At 38.2% G+C, this 14,202-nt stretch carries 13 protein-coding genes, 1 tRNA gene, 1 rRNA gene, 1 other RNA gene and 1 other annotated feature; of the genes, 4 read left to right on the top strand and 12 right to left on the bottom strand.

What is annotated here, in order from left to right; all coding sequences use genetic code 11:
- Positions 1-389: 389 nt before the first annotated feature.
- The 7 genes from ACIQZI_RS24025 to tadA all read right to left on the bottom strand — a co-directional run bounded on the left by ACIQZI_RS24025 (position 390) and on the right by tadA (position 4,901).
- Positions 390-653: a pro-sigmaK processing inhibitor BofA family protein gene (locus tag ACIQZI_RS24025; protein ID WP_062187954.1), complete on the bottom strand. Its 264-nt coding sequence runs from the start codon at positions 651-653 to the stop codon at positions 390-392.
- Positions 654-733: 80 nt separating this feature from the next.
- Entirely contained in the window at positions 734-958 is a 225-nt protein-coding gene (locus ACIQZI_RS24020) for a YaaL family protein (protein WP_062187956.1), read from the bottom strand.
- 22 nt (positions 959-980) lie between these two features.
- Complete coding sequence (gene recR, locus ACIQZI_RS24015) at positions 981-1,577, bottom strand: recombination mediator RecR (RefSeq protein WP_062187958.1); 597 nt, start codon at positions 1,575-1,577, stop codon at positions 981-983.
- A gap of 192 nt (positions 1,578-1,769) precedes the next feature.
- A complete protein-coding gene (locus ACIQZI_RS24010) occupies positions 1,770-2,093 on the bottom strand; it encodes a YbaB/EbfC family nucleoid-associated protein (RefSeq protein ID WP_062187978.1) in 324 nt (107 codons plus the stop codon).
- A 20-nt stretch (positions 2,094-2,113) separates the two neighbouring features.
- Positions 2,114-3,802 carry a DNA polymerase III subunit gamma/tau gene (gene dnaX, locus ACIQZI_RS24005; protein ID WP_403078316.1) on the bottom strand — a complete coding sequence of 563 codons (1,689 nt, stop codon included), beginning with the start codon at positions 3,800-3,802 and terminating at the stop codon, positions 2,114-2,116.
- Between the two features lie 257 nt (positions 3,803-4,059).
- An RNA gene (ffs, locus tag ACIQZI_RS24000) (signal recognition particle sRNA large type) lies at positions 4,060-4,324 on the bottom strand.
- Positions 4,325-4,403: 79 nt separating this feature from the next.
- A complete protein-coding gene (gene tadA / locus ACIQZI_RS23995) occupies positions 4,404-4,901 on the bottom strand; it encodes a tRNA adenosine(34) deaminase TadA (protein ID WP_403078313.1) in 498 nt (165 codons plus the stop codon).
- Between the two features lie 166 nt (positions 4,902-5,067).
- Here tadA and ACIQZI_RS23990 point away from each other — a divergent pair, with 166 nt between their 5' ends.
- From ACIQZI_RS23990 to ACIQZI_RS23980, 3 genes are all read left to right on the top strand, one after another.
- Positions 5,068-5,601, top strand: a complete 534-nt coding sequence (locus tag ACIQZI_RS23990) for a cysteine hydrolase family protein (protein ID WP_062187964.1) — start codon at positions 5,068-5,070, stop codon at positions 5,599-5,601.
- Between the two features lie 195 nt (positions 5,602-5,796).
- Positions 5,797-6,456, top strand: coding sequence for a deoxynucleoside kinase (locus tag ACIQZI_RS23985; protein ID WP_403078310.1), 660 nt, complete (start codon positions 5,797-5,799; stop codon positions 6,454-6,456).
- Positions 6,434-7,105: a deoxynucleoside kinase gene (locus ACIQZI_RS23980; RefSeq protein ID WP_403078307.1), complete on the top strand. Its 672-nt coding sequence runs from the start codon at positions 6,434-6,436 to the stop codon at positions 7,103-7,105. The genes ACIQZI_RS23985 and ACIQZI_RS23980 overlap by 23 nt, the downstream gene beginning before the upstream one ends.
- A 294-nt stretch (positions 7,106-7,399) precedes the next feature.
- Here the strand turns inward: ACIQZI_RS23980 and ACIQZI_RS23975 are convergent.
- From ACIQZI_RS23975 to guaB, 4 genes are all read right to left on the bottom strand, one after another.
- Positions 7,400-7,492: transfer RNA gene (locus ACIQZI_RS23975), tRNA-Ser, on the bottom strand.
- A gap of 126 nt (positions 7,493-7,618) precedes the next feature.
- Positions 7,619-8,896 (bottom strand): serine--tRNA ligase, encoded by a 1,278-nt coding sequence (serS, locus tag ACIQZI_RS23970; protein WP_403078304.1) that lies wholly within the window; start codon positions 8,894-8,896, stop codon positions 7,619-7,621.
- Positions 8,897-8,960: 64 nt separating this feature from the next.
- Positions 8,961-9,183: a binding site (T-box leader), on the bottom strand.
- Between the two features lie 77 nt (positions 9,184-9,260).
- Positions 9,261-10,589, bottom strand: coding sequence for a D-alanyl-D-alanine carboxypeptidase family protein (locus tag ACIQZI_RS23965; RefSeq protein WP_403078300.1), 1,329 nt, complete (start codon positions 10,587-10,589; stop codon positions 9,261-9,263).
- A gap of 167 nt (positions 10,590-10,756) precedes the next feature.
- Positions 10,757-12,220 carry an IMP dehydrogenase gene (guaB, locus tag ACIQZI_RS23960; RefSeq protein WP_403078296.1) on the bottom strand — a complete coding sequence of 488 codons (1,464 nt, stop codon included), beginning with the start codon at positions 12,218-12,220 and terminating at the stop codon, positions 10,757-10,759.
- Between the two features lie 113 nt (positions 12,221-12,333).
- Here guaB and ACIQZI_RS23955 point away from each other — a divergent pair, with 113 nt between their 5' ends.
- A complete protein-coding gene (locus tag ACIQZI_RS23955; RefSeq protein WP_403078293.1) occupies positions 12,334-13,302 on the top strand; it encodes a YaaC family protein in 969 nt (322 codons plus the stop codon).
- 821 nt (positions 13,303-14,123) lie between these two features.
- On the opposite strand, the gene rrf is transcribed toward ACIQZI_RS23955, so the two are convergent.
- A 5S ribosomal RNA gene (rrf, locus tag ACIQZI_RS23950) occupies positions 14,124-14,202 on the bottom strand; the annotation flags it as partial.

Below are 14,202 nucleotides of genomic sequence, written 5' to 3'. Positions count from 1 at the left end.
GTTATAGTGTGTACTCACTTCAATTTAAACGTTGGCGCTTTGTTTTGTTCAGTTTTCAAAGAGCAATCTTTGTCGTTTCTCTCAGAAGCGACTTTATAAATTTACCACATCTCTTTATTAGTGTCAATAACTTTTTATTTAAAAAAGTATTTCTTTCTAACTAACCTCTAGTAGATGCAATGTCACTCAAGCGACAAAATATATATTAACAACTTTCCAAAGATTCGTCAATACCTTTTTTACAAAAATAACGTTTATATTAAAACTCGTTTAAACCCAAACCTTTAACCTACTACTTAATAGCTACATCCTTCCTATTTATTTCATTATTATATAACTCTTGAAGAGTATACAAAAAAAGAACCCAAGAGAAGTTTCCCTCGAATTCTTCAAATAATCCAATAATCAATTGCTGCTAAGGTAGCCACACCTGGAATGCCTAAAATTCCCGCTACTGCAGAAGTTGCTAAATTGATAGGAACATGAATCCCTACTTGATTACCAAGCACATTTAGAAAGAACAAAAAAACAGCTCCGATAATTAATTTAACAACCCCCTGCCCTATTAGTCGAATTGGTTTTATAGGTGCCCCGACAAAAAGCAGTAATACAATTAAACCAGCTATTACACCTACAATAACAATTGGCTCCACTATCATTCCTCCTCATTAGCTCGTACTACATTCTATGTAGATAAAACTAAATAAGAACAAAGAAGAAATGGTTGCATTCCTCACTTACGTTTACTAGCCGTCACTTTTCTTCTTTTCGCTTCTTTAAATAGATAGAAATACTTAATTTCGGAAATCTTTGTTTGTATGATTGCATCTTCTGATGGATCAAGACTTTTTTCCAGTAATGATTTCTGGTTAAGCCAACTTCTTTTAATTTCCTCCAGTTGTTGCACTAGTTTTTGGTTATTTTCGTTGCGTAGTTTACCTTTTCGACGAAAGAACACAAAAACCCCTCCCCGCTACTTCTCAAATTTCCCTTCTTCCTTCGAGCGCCTTAGATAATGTCACTTCATCTGCATATTCTAGATCTCCACCTACAGGTAATCCGTGTGCAATTCTTGTAACTTTAATTCCTGAAGGCCTTAATAACCTAGAAATATACATGGCAGTCGCTTCCCCTTCAATATTAGGGTTCGTTGCCAAAATGACTTCTTGAACCGTTTCATCTTGAAGACGCTTTAATAAGTCTGGAATGTTAATGTCTTCTGGCCCAATCCCATCCATCGGTGAGATACTCCCGTGCAACACATGGTAAAGCCCAGTGAATTCACGCATTTTTTCCATAGCAATAACATCTTTAGGTTCCTGTACAACGCAAATAACATCACGACTTCTTCGCTGGTCTTCACATATATAACATGGATCTTGATCTGTTATATGACCACAAACCGTACAATAGGAGAGGTTTCGCTTGGCATTCACAAGTGCTTTTGCGAAGTCCAATACAGTGTCTTCTTTCATGCCTAGTACAAAGAATGCAAGTCTCGCAGCCGTTTTAGGTCCAATCCCTGGTAATTTCATAAAACTATCAATTAGCTTCGTAATTGGTTCTGGATAATGCATAAAATACCTCCTATTAAGAAAAACACAACGCCTTGTTCAACCTAAAAGCTAGCATATTCTTGCTTGGCTAGATCATAAGGAACTTAGCTGCTTTCAATAGACACCAAAATTTATTAAAAAACGGATCTTTTTATTACTAAAAAAGCACAAGCGCCTTCAATAAGGCGCTCGTTCATCCTTCAATTTAGCTAGTTACATCATCCCACCAGGAAGATTTAACCCTTTCGTGAATTGCCCCATCGTTGAATTAGTCAATTCATCGGCTTTTTTCAATGCATCATTTGTTGCCGCTAATACTAAATCTTGTAACATTTCAATATCATCAGGATCCACAACTTCAGGTTTAATGGTTACATCAACAATTTCCTTATGACCCGTTACTACGACAGTCACCATTCCACCGCCCGCTGTTCCTTCAATTTTCTTTTCACCTAGCTCTTCTTGAGCCTCAGCCATCTTTTTTTGCATTTTTTGCATTTGTTTCATCATATTCTGCATATTTCCCATTCCACGCATTCCCATTTTATTACCTCCCATTATTCTTTAATTTCAAGTAATTCATCTCCGACTAACTTTCGAGCTTCCGTTATAAATGGATCTTCTTCTTTCATGTCCGGTTCATTTTGACCGTCAAGTTGCTGAGTGGAGAGAAACCCCTCTCGTATACTTTGCCACTGGCTCTCAGGCACTCCCGCCATTTCGAGCCTATGACTCGTCACGTTTTCCATGATTGAAGCCATTACTTCAATAAAACGGGGGTTTTCCATAGCCATTTGGCAATGAATATCATACTTGAATTTTAACACAAAAGCTTGTGAAGAAGCAGCTACTGGTTCTGCTTCATTTAATAATGCTGCCAATGATTTTAAATTTTGCTGACCTAACTGCTCAAGTACTTCACCCCATCTGCTTTTCACAAGCGTTAAATCTTGTTTCGTGGCCTGACGGAGGACCTGAGTTATTTTTCCTACTGGTGCTTTATATGATTTTTTCACTGAACGAGGGGTCTGTGGCTGCTTTTCAGCTTGAGCCGTAGCCGCTTGGCCAATTCCTCTTTCTTTCAATTCCTTTAGTTGCTTTTCAAGCTCTTCTATTTTACTAGTAAGCTGCCTTACCTGAACATCTGACACAGCACTCTCACGTTCCTGATTACAGAGCTTAACTAATGCAACTTCTAGAAAAATTCGGGGATGATTTGTCCATTTCATCTCTTGCTGCGTTTTATTAAAGCTTTCGATAATACCATAAATATCTCGGTTTGAAATAACCTCTGCCAATTCTTTGAACTGCGGGTCAATTAGTACTCTCTCAAATGAATTTGCCATCCCTGGTGCTGCTTGATAAAGGAGCATATCTCGGAAAAAGAAAATCATATCCTCAATAAACCTAGCTGGGTCTTTCCCCATCGCTAATAGCTCATCTAATACGTCCAAAGCTTCCGCTACGCTTTTATCATAAATGGCCCGTGCTAATTTCCCTAAAAAAACATGGGAAACAGAACCTGTTACGGTTAATGCATCTTCTACACTCACTTCATCAGAACTAAAAGAGATTGCTTGATCAAGCAGACTCAAAGCATCCCGCATACCTCCTTCAGCTGCTCTAGCTATAATATGTAGAGCTTGTTCATCTACAGTAATACCACTCTCAGAAATAATCTGAGACATCCGCCCGATTATATCCTGGGGCTGTATGCGTTTAAAGTCAAAGCGCTGTGTTCTTGAGATGATGGTTAAAGGAATTTTATGAGGTTCTGTAGTTGCTAAAATGAAAATGACGTGCTGTGGTGGCTCTTCCAATGTTTTTAATAAAGCATTAAAGGCGCCTTGTGAAAGCATGTGTACTTCATCAATAATATATACTTTATATGTACCTGAATTTGGCGCATATTTCACTTTATCTCGAATATCACGAATTTCTTCCACGCCATTATTGGATGCAGCGTCAATTTCAATTACATCCGGGATCGATCCATCTGTAATTCCCCGGCAGGACGCACATTCATTACACGGTTCATTTGTTGGTGACTTCTCACAGTTAACAGCTTTAGCAAGTATCTTCGCTGCACTCGTTTTCCCAGTACCGCGTGGACCAGAAAATAAATAGGCGTGGGAAACTTTCTGTTGCAGAAGCGCATTTTGTAATGTTTTCGTTACATGCTCCTGACCGACTACATCAATAAATTGCTGCGGTCGCCAAACTCGATATAATGCTTGATACCCCACGTTGTCACCCCCTTATTTTCTCCTTATCTATTATAGCGTACTATTTGTATGAAGGAAAAGGGCACGGAACGTCACAATACATAAAAATCATTACCAAATAACGTTAAAAAGATAAGTTTTTGTGTAAAAGCCTGTAATGTGTTAATTTGTTCTGCTTACGCCATCTCCTTGATGTTGATTTAGCTATTTTTATCCATTTCAAAAATGATATAAAAAAAACCCACCCAAAAGGATGAGTTGATTTATTATGTAATATGCCGTGCACCTTCTGTCGATTAGCTCCCATAAGCGTTACTTAAGCAGTTAGCTCGGCCCAGGCAACCCTGCGGCACATGGAAACTTCCACTTAATGCTGCTTCCTTCCGGACCTGACATGGTTCATGGAGTTCCATTGCGCAGGACCCGGGCGTCAACACCACTTACTTAAGGCAGACCCTACAGGAAACTAACCTCGAGAAGGGATTCGGCCTCGCTAGAGCGGATTGCGAGTACAGGGCACCGCTACCTCCCCGCTTAGCACGGCATGATTTATTATACTAAGTTATATAGAAAAAAGCAATGTTATATACCTCAAAAAACGAGTAAGAAAAATAACTTATTACTATTCCTTTTCCCGCATAGCTTTTCTTACTTCCTTTTCCGCCTTTTTCCGTAAGCGAACACCTTTAAAAAACTCCGTCAAAATCTGCCCGCACTCCGTATCCAAGACACCACTTGTCACTTCAGCTTGATGATTAAAGCGCTCATCCTGCAATAAATTCATAAACGTCCCCACACAACCACCTTTCGGGTCACTTGCACCAAATACAACACGCTTTACCCTTGATTGAATGATTGCTCCTGCACACATCGGACAAGGCTCAAGTGTGACATAAAGTGTAGCCTCCTCTAGGCGCCATGTCCCTTGCGATCGGCAAGCACGGTCAATTGCGAGAAGTTCAGCATGCGAGATTGCATTTTGCTCTGTTTCTCGTAAATTATGCCCCCTTGCGATAATCTTATCTTGAAGTACGATGACTGCACCGATTGGAACTTCATTTATTTCACCGGCCTTTTTGGCTTCTTTTAACGCTTCCATCATATAGTATTGATCGTCCATCTTCATTTTCCTTTCGCCCTCATTCACGTTCTTTTCACACATCGACCCGACTATTTCAAAACGAGTAAAGCGCCAGTCATTTAGACACACTACTCATATTCACTTTGTACTTGTAAGGACAATTACACATTGAACAAACATCTACAAAAAAAGGAGACTACCTAAGATGAATCAAGAAAAATCACAACAAGCTTTACTTATTATAGATATGATTAATGATTTCAAGTTCCAGAATGGCGATATGCTTCTTCAACATACTATACCAATCATTCAACCAATTATCACTTTAAAAGGCATCTGTAAAGCAAAGGGATATCCTATTATTTATATTAACGATCATTATAATTTATGGCAGGCTAATTACGACAAAATTATCGCATTATGTAAAAACGAGAAAAACACACAGATTATTGAACAAATTGTGCCAGAAGAAGATGATTACTTTTTAATTAAGCCAAAGCATTCGGCATTTTATGGAACTGCTCTTCACATATTATTGCACCATTTAGGTGTCAAGCGTCTCATTATTACAGGGATTGCGGGTAATATTTGTGTATTATTCACTGCAAATGATGCTTATATGAGGGAATACCCGCTATGGGTTCCAGAGAATTGCCTTGCATCTGCCAGTAATGATGATAATCAATACGCCCTTACCATGATGAAAAATGTACTAAAGGCACAAGTAGAATCAGTATAATTTTTCTTGATTTCAGGCATCACCCAAAAGGTATAGCTACGTATAATTCCTTCAATATATACAATTCTCTATTAACGAGAATTCTATCACCCCAGTTCAGCAGTCTATGATACAATAATCGGTGGCTATTAATAACCATAGACAGAAACGACCGATTATTCCATTGGGATATCGCTTTAAAGGAGGACGTAATTCATGATAAACACACCATTTATCACCGTTGAGGGACCAATTGGTGTGGGGAAAACATCACTTGCTAAAGCAATCTCTGAACACTTCCAATTTGCCTTATTAAAAGAAATTGTCGATGAAAATCCTTTTTTGGGTAAATTTTATGAAAATATAGATGAGTGGAGCTTTCAAACAGAAATGTTTTTCCTCTGCAACCGCTACAAACAACTCGAAGATATTGAGATGAACTTTCTTGCTAACAACCAAGCTGTTGTAGCAGACTATCATATATTTAAAAACTTGATATTTGCAGAACGCACGTTGAAAAATCGTCAATATGATAAATACTTAAATATTTTTAAGATCCTTACCAAAGACATGCCCAATCCAAATATGGTCGTATACTTAGATGCAGGTCTAGAAACATTATTAAAACGAATAGGAAAGCGCGGCCGGGATTTTGAAAAGAATATCAGTCCCATTTACCTTGAACAATTAACCATTGATTATCATAATTTCATGGCTACATTCGAAGAACAGCACCCAAATATTCCAGTTCTGCGCTTCAATGGGGATGAAATTGATTTTATCGAAAACAAAGAAGACCGGTCTATGATCTTGACCCGCATTGAGAACACGCTTCAAAAAGGAGTATATACAAATGAATCTACGAAAAAAATATGATATCCCGTCAAGTTCAGTCATTACAATTGCAGGAACGGTAGGTATTGGAAAATCCACCATGACAAATGCATTGGCTAATGCCTTAAACTTTCGCACTTCCTTTGAAAAAGTTGATACAAACCCATACTTAGATAAGTTTTACGAAGACTTCGACCGATGGAGCTTCCATTTACAAATTTATTTTCTTGCTGAGCGTTTCAAGGAACAAAAACGTATATTTGAATATGGTGGAGGATTTATTCAAGATCGATCTATTTATGAGGATACGGGAATTTTTGCAAAAATGCATTACGAAAAGGGAACAATGAACCCTACCGATTATGAGACCTACACAAGTCTTTTTGACGCGATGGTCATGACCCCATACTTCCCACACCCAGACTTGCTTATATATTTAGAAGGCTCATTAGATGACATCTTGGCTCGAATTAAAGTCCGCGGGCGTCCTATGGAACAACAAACCCCTATCGAGTATTGGACAGAAATGCACCGACGCTATGAAAATTGGATTAATCAGTTCAACGCTTGTCCAGTCTTACGATTGAACATTAATGAATATGACCTGATCCAAAGTAAAGAATCGATTGAACCAATTGTCGATCAAATTTCAACCTTCATAAATCAAACAAAAAAATTAAGAAGAGTATAATAAATTAATCTAAAGAACGAAAGCACAAGCGCCTATTGTGGAACTTCGACTTAGATTTACCACGTCCTGTACAAATCAGTCAAACATAAACCTATCAACTTCAACGGGTAGAGAGCTTCTCACCAATAGATTGAGCAGCCCATGATTAAAGGAGTTAGCTACTTGTACTGGATTCCAACAGAAAAATTAAGTTTTCCACTTAAATAATTTCCTAAGCAATAAAAAAAGACTCGTTACATATGTAACGAGTTTTACGATTTCCAATTTATGCGTTGTGGTTAATTTAAAAAAGAATGGAGGAGGTAGAGGGATTCGAACCCCCGCGGGATTTGACTCCCCTGTCGGTTTTCAAGACCGATCCCTTCAGCCAAACTTGGGTATACCTCCATATTGACATGTATTATATTACAATAGGTTTATGATAAAGTCAACGGATCGTTTTTTTTTTCATAATATATGTAACGGAGGTTGTCTCATAGGGTTTAACCCTTTATGAGACAACCTCCGCTTTCGTTACGGTCTTATTACTTCTGCTCCACGCATGTATGGACGTAATACTTCTGGGACGATTACACTGCCATCGGCTTGTTGATAATTTTCCAGAATAGCCGCTACCGTTCTTCCGATAGCGAGGCCAGATCCATTTAATGTATGAACATGTTCTGGCTTACCTTTTGGATCCCGACGGAAGCGGATATTTGCCCGTCTTGCTTGGAATGCTTCAAAGTTACTGCAAGAAGAAATTTCGCGATATGTTCCATAGCTTGGAATCCAAACTTCAATATCGTACTTCTTAGCTGCTGTAAACCCAAGATCCGCCGTACACATACTTAGTACTCGATATGGTAGCTCAAGCAACTGTAACACTTTTTCAGCATGACCTGTAAGCTTATCGAGTTCTGCATATGAATCCTCAGGTTTAACAAACCTTACAAGCTCTACTTTATTAAACTGATGCTGACGAATTAATCCACGTGTATCGCGACCAGCAGATCCAGCTTCTGAACGGAAGCAAGCGCTGTATGCCGCATAGCCGAATGGCAGTGCTTCTCCATTTAATATTTCATCACGGTGATAATTCGTAACCGGTACCTCAGATGTAGGAATTAAGAAATAATCTTCGCTTTCTATTCGGAACGCGTCTTCTTCAAATTTCGGCAGCTGCCCAGTACCTACCATACTTGTGCGATTCACCATGTAAGGAGGCATCATCTCTTCATACCCGTGCTCTTCTACATGTAAATCAAGCATAAAACTGATCAATGCACGTTCAAGACGGGCGCCTAAGCCTTTATAGAATACAAAACGGCTTCCCGTTACCTTCGCTGCTCGTTCAAAATCCAAAATTCCCAATTCACCAGCAATATCCCAATGTGGCTTAGGTTCAAATGAAAATTGAGGAAGCCCTCCCCATTTTCTCACTTCAACATTATCATCCTCTGTTTCCCCTACAGGAACACTTTCATGAGGTATATTCGGAATTGACAAAAGCATTCTTTGTAAATCAGCTTCGACTTCGCGTAGCTCATCATCAAACCCTTTAATTTGATCGCCAACTTCTCTCATTTCAGTAATTAAATGATCCGCGTCTTTTTTCTCACGCTTTAACATAGCAACTTCTTGAGATACTTCGTTTCGATGGCTTTTTAACTTTTCCCCCTCAGCAATTAGTGCTCGGCGTCTACCATCCAACTCCTCAAATTTTCCAAGATCAGTTAAGTCTTCACCTCGGAATTGCAATGCTCGTTTTACTTCTTCTAAATGATTCCGTAGATATTTTAAATCTAACATCTCACATTCCTCCTTAATTTTGATTACAATTAGTTTCAGGAACGCAAAAAACTCCCGTCCCTATAAAAGGGACGAGAGTTAACCCGCGTTGCCACCCTAGTTGAAGGCACAATTGTACCTTCCACTCGAAAGATAACGGCATAAGCCGAAAGTAATTACTACCCATATCAATGGGGTTCCATACTTTACTCCAGGATGGATTCATAAGCTTCTCACACCGATTCACACCTGCCACCGGCTCTCTTTAGAAAGCAAGACTTACTACTGGTTCCTGTCATCGTTTTAATGAATGAAATTGTTTTCCATAATGTACTATAATTCTTACCATGTTGCAACCTTTTTATCCATTATCATGAGGTGGAAATCAGAACCAACCTTTAACTGTCGCGGAAACACTACTCCAAATATCAGCGAAGAATCCACCTACAGCTCGAGCAGACAATACGAACCAATTTGCCTTTTCTACTGTTTCAGCTGCTACAACATCTACTTTAACTGTCTTTGCACCCGCTTCGTCGATAAATCCGTAATCCGTTCCATCCTTGGGCTTAACTGTTAAGTAACCAATTACATCGCCTTTTTTAACAGGAGCTTCAAGCTTACCGTCTTTATTCAGCTTCTTTTCGTCAATAACCAGTTCAGGTTTATAATTCTCCTTATCAGCATGATTAATGACTGCAGTAACGGCTTCTTTTGATTGGATCTTCACTGAATTTTCTTTCCCGTCTGCTACAGGAATCGTCTTATGACCTTTCACTTGATAATTTGCTGGAACAAGTTCTTCCTTGCCAAAATTACCAAAGGCGTAATTCATAAGTTTAATGCTATCCTCAAAACGTTCATTTTTGGAAGTTGACTTCATTACTACTGTGAGATAACGTTGACCATCTCTAATTGCAGTAGCTGTATGGCCAAATCCTGCAAAATCTGTAGATCCTGTCTTTAAACCATCGACACCCTCATACTCAAAAATCAATCCAGGCAACATCCAGTTAAAGTTTGGATATTCCCTCCCATCCCTGAACTTCAACTTTGGAATTTTTGAATATTCTAATGCCTCCGGATAATCGGTAATTAAACGGTAAGCAAGTGTTGCTGTATCTTTCGCCGTCATAACATTTTCTTCATTTTCATTACCAGCTGGTATATTCCCCATTAAGCTCGAATTATTTAAACCGCTAGAGTTCACAAACTTATACTCTTTTAACCCTAACTCTCCAGCCTTTTTATTCATTAATCCAACAAAGTTCTTTTCGCTTCCGCCTATAAGTTCTGCTAATGCTACAGTAGCAGCATTTCCGGAAAAGACGGCCATGGCTTCGTACAATTCTTTCACGGTGTAATCTTCACCTTGAGTTAGTCCAATATTGGACAAACCAGGTGCCCTTGATAGCTTATGAACATATTCGTTAATGTTAACTTTCTGATCCCATGTAATTTTCTTATTGTTTATTGCTTCCAAAACAATATACTCTGTCATCATTTTAGACATTGATGCAATACCAAGTACTTTATCTGCATTTTTCTCATATAGGATACGACCTGTTTCTCCATCAAGAATGATTGCAGCTTCTGCCTTTAAACCTAGATCGACTGTATTGGCCTTTGCTTCATTTGGTAGAAAGGCAAGTTGTGATAATGCTAGAGTAAGGACCGTGATAAAAACTAGTGAAATCTTGCTAAATCTTTTCAATTTTCAATACCTCCAACTAACTTGATCTATATATTTCGAAGAATCTCTCCTCGTTATTTGATGTACACCTTGTCTAGTTTATCATAAAAAAATCAAAAAAAGTAGACAGAGTACTTTCCTACTCTGCCCACCTATTTTAACTTGTTAATATGAATATAAAGTTCTAATTATAAGGAATAATTCGGTGCTTCTTTTGTGATTTGTACGTCATGTGGATGACTTTCACGCAATCCTGCACCCGTCATCTTAATAAATTGAGTCTTTTCTCGTAAATCCTGCAAATGCGCAGCTCCACAATAGCCCATTCCTGCACGAATCCCACCGATCAGCTGATAAATTGTGTCAGATAATGGCCCTTTATAGGCTAGACGACCTTCAATGCCTTCAGGTACAAATTTCTTATTGTTTTCCTGGAAGTAACGGTCTTTTGAACCGTTTTCCATGGCTGCTACAGATCCCATTCCACGATATACCTTAAAGCGACGCCCTTGGAATATTTCCGTTTCTCCAGGGCTCTCTGATACGCCTGCAAGCATACTACCTAACATTACGGCATGCCCACCAGCTGCCAAAGCTTTGACGATATCGCCAGAGTATTTAATGCCACCGTCAGCAATAATCGTTTTCCCATGTTTTCTTGCCTCTGTTGCGCAATCATAAACAGCTGTAATTTGCGGAACTCCAACACCAGCAACGACACGCGTCGTACAGATAGATCCAGGCCCAATTCCAACCTTGACCACATCAGCCCCAGCCTCAATAAGTTCTCTCGTAGCTTCAGCTGTTGCTACGTTACCAGCGATAATCGTTAGCTCAGGATACGCCTTGCGTATTTCTTTGACTGTTTCGATTACACCTTTTGAATGTCCGTGCGCAGTATCGATTACAATTGCATCAACATGAGCTTTGACGAGCATTTCAACACGTTTTAACGTATCTCCTGTTACTCCAACTGCTGCACCAGCAAGTAGTCGGCCACGTTTATCTTTTGCTGAGTTTGGAAATTCAATGACTTTTTCTATATCTTTAATTGTGATAAGACCTTTTAATACGCCTTTTTCATCAACAAGCGGAAGTTTTTCAATTTTATGTTTTTGAAGAATATTTTCAGCTTGTTTTAAATCTGTTCCAACTGGTGCTGTGACCAAATTTTCAACAGTCATAACATCAGAAATATTAATAGAAAAATCTTGGATAAAGCGTAAATCTCTATTTGTAAGTATTCCAACAAGTTTTTGTTCTTCAAGATTATTTACAATCGGAACACCAGATATACGATATTTTCCCATTAGATGCTCAGCGTCAAAAACCTGATGCTCTGGAGTTAGGAAAAATGGATCAGTAATAACTCCGCTTTCTGATCGTTTGACCTTGTCTACCATTTCCGCTTGCTCTTCAATCGTCATATTTTTATGAATAATACCTAATCCACCCTGACGAGCCATAGAAATTGCCATCTCAGCTTCAGTAACTGTATCCATACCAGCACTTAAAATTGGCAAATTTAATTTTAAGTTTTCTGCTAAAGTAATTTGTAGATTAACATCTTTCGGTAGAACTTCAGATTTTGCTGGAACTAATAATACATCATCAAAGGTCAATCCTTCTTTTGCGAACTTATTTTCCCACATTATTTTCCCTCCAAGTTAAAAAAATATTATTAGTAGGTTATCAATTGGACAAAATACTGTCAAGGAGAACACTAAATTTCTGATTATTCTATTTATTAGAAGGAGAATATTTTATGATAAACTATCCTACTTTTTGGGACTCACTTAGCAACTTTTACTCTGCATCTCGGACACAAATTTATTTAAATAAATGCTATCGTTCCATAAATGACCCAACAGCTGATAAGAATAGTTACGAAAACTGCTACCCCTTCATCTATTATCTTGAACATGGCCAGACCTATTATTCTCAAGCAAAAATTGCACCTCTCTCTATTCAGCCTGTCCTTATTTTTTATGGATTTACTCAACTTCTCAAGGCATGTGTTCTCACTAGCGATCCCAACTATCCGGAAAACACTGGAGTCCTTGCACATGGAGTAACTACAAGAAAGCGTAAGAAACAACAATATGAATTTTTGCAAGATGAAATCAAAATCCAAAAAAATGGGTTGTATATGCACGCACTAAATAAAGTATTCGGCATAAAACAAATTGAAAATGAACGTTATACTATGGAATCCTTGTTGAAGGAAATCCCAGAACTTTATGAAAGCCATCAATATTTATTCGGTAAAAAAAGTTATCAAACTCTACAGCATCACAATAATCACTATCACTTATCACCTTCAATACTTGATACTTATCAAATGACAACAAATCGTTTTAAAGAATACTTAGAATCAAAAACAAAGCTAAATATATCTATTACAGAATCTGATCACTTAGAAATGAAAATAGATCAAAAGCTTTTATTCAATAAGCATGCCCCTATCCGATATCATTTATTTGATAAAAATTTTATGCTTTCTCTCACTAAAAGTTCTGAGTGCTCCACCTTACCTGAAATTATGCTCCACTATCTTTTGCTATACAACTTGAGCATGATATGTCGTTATGAAACCGAGTGGTGGTCAGAGCTATTGAAGACAATGCCTAACGAAGACTATCCACTGATCCTTCAATTTTTATCAATAACGCAAGAAAAAATTCCATTTTTAATTTACCAGTGGTTAACAAATGAAAGGTTTTTCACTCAGTAATTTTTTAAAGATACAACATGATGTTAAAATAAAACAGGGAAACTAGCTCTAATAAGGGGGCAGAATAGCATTTTAATTGGGAAGGTTGTTTAAGTTAACGAAGCCTTGTCCCCTTTTTCTTCACCTGAAAATATAAGCGCTTAATATCGTAATATTGACTGAGCTCTTTATGTTATTCCGTCTCTTAGTTCTAGGCGATATCTAGTTGCACACTAACAGGTCATTCGAGTAAAGTTGTCCATTGGATTCATTTAAATCGCTAATACACTATTTCAAAGGGGGGAAGGTGCTCGTGCTTGACCGCCGACATGCATTAATACCTTAAGGATCAATTACTTGATGCACCCACATCCTATGAGCTTTGCTACCGTTATCACATTAAGTGAAGTCCGAGCTTAGCAGGTGTAAAGTTGTTAACAAAACATCTTTTAAAAACTTATACGTTTAAAAAAAGGCTCTTTTCGTAAAGATCGTTGTTTGCGAGACTCCTGCTTAGAGAAGCGTGTTGAGGTAGGCTCCTTTAGACTGCCCGCACAAAGTGAGTACCTGCAACGAAAATCAACCAAGATATTCGTGTAAATATCATTTAAAAGCAACAACGTATGTGAAAACAGCCAATTCGAAAGATTAGCTATATTTATAGCTGGTCTTTCGAATTGGCTAGTACTGTCTTACATCCGGGGCTATTATTGAAATTCAATGAATGACCGATTACTTTGTCAACTTTCACCACTGTCTCTCATTCAGGGTATAACAACAATAAAACTTTTCTCCGCTGCATTAAATAAAAGAGTCCAGCAGATATGCTGGACTCTCAATTTGCTTGGCAACGTCCTACTCTCACAGGGGGAGACCCCCAACTACCATCGGCGCTAAAGAGCTTAACTTCCGTGTTCGGAA

Origin of the sequence: Peribacillus sp. NPDC096379 (assembly GCF_044762875.1) — a bacterium.
Taxonomy (GTDB): Bacteria; Bacillota; Bacilli; order Bacillales; family DSM-1321; genus Peribacillus.
This window is presented reverse-complemented; position numbering and strand designations above follow the sequence as displayed.

Excerpts from the sequence above, each read along its gene's own strand:
- recR (WP_062187958.1), bottom strand. The coding sequence starts at position 1,577 with ATGCATTATCCAGAACCAATTACGAAGCTAATTGATAGTTTTATGAAA.
- ACIQZI_RS24010 (WP_062187978.1), bottom strand. The coding sequence starts at position 2,093 with ATGCGTGGAATGGGAAATATGCAGAATATGATGAAACAAATGCAAAAA.
- tadA (WP_403078313.1), bottom strand. The coding sequence starts at position 4,901 with ATGGACGATCAATACTATATGATGGAAGCGTTAAAAGAAGCCAAAAAG.
- ACIQZI_RS23990 (WP_062187964.1), top strand. The coding sequence starts at position 5,068 with ATGAATCAAGAAAAATCACAACAAGCTTTACTTATTATAGATATGATT.
- ACIQZI_RS23985 (WP_403078310.1), top strand. The coding sequence starts at position 5,797 with ATGATAAACACACCATTTATCACCGTTGAGGGACCAATTGGTGTGGGG.
- ACIQZI_RS23980 (WP_403078307.1), top strand. The coding sequence starts at position 6,434 with ATGAATCTACGAAAAAAATATGATATCCCGTCAAGTTCAGTCATTACA.
- serS (WP_403078304.1), bottom strand. The coding sequence starts at position 8,896 with ATGTTAGATTTAAAATATCTACGGAATCATTTAGAAGAAGTAAAACGA.
- guaB (WP_403078296.1), bottom strand. The coding sequence starts at position 12,220 with ATGTGGGAAAATAAGTTCGCAAAAGAAGGATTGACCTTTGATGATGTA.
- ACIQZI_RS23955 (WP_403078293.1), top strand. The coding sequence starts at position 12,334 with ATGATAAACTATCCTACTTTTTGGGACTCACTTAGCAACTTTTACTCT.